The 318-nt window shown below is 38.7% G+C and carries 1 protein-coding gene; it reads right to left on the bottom strand.

Annotated features, from left to right (window positions below):
* Window positions 1-24: 24 nt before the first annotated feature.
* The coding region (locus CWC11_RS20840; protein WP_249330791.1) for an alkaline phosphatase D family protein at window positions 25-318 on the bottom strand (294 nt) is incomplete at its 5' end.

Genomic DNA, 318 nt, shown 5'->3' with positions numbered 1-318 from the left:
CCGCCCCCACAAGAAAGGGTTACGTTATACATCTTCATTGCCATATTCATATAAATAATCACCTAAATGCAGAACTGCATCTAAATCGTCGATTTCAGCGATGCGTGCGTAGACATTAAAATAGCCATAGCTAAAGTGTGAACAGGATGTCATGGCAAGTTTTACGTTTGATACATCATATTGAGGCAGAGTTTTTGAACGACCAACGGGAGAGATAATGGGCTCTTCAAATTCTTCTATAACAAATCGATAATAGTAGTGACTATCTGATGTAAGATCGGTTACGTCAACTTTAATAGTAAAGTCCCTCTGTTGGCT

Source organism: Pseudoalteromonas sp. S3178 (genome assembly GCF_005886985.1).
GTDB lineage: Bacteria > Pseudomonadota > Gammaproteobacteria > Enterobacterales > Alteromonadaceae > Pseudoalteromonas > Pseudoalteromonas carrageenovora.
Note: the sequence above shows the minus strand (reverse complement) of the source record. Positions and strands in the feature narration are given on the sequence as shown.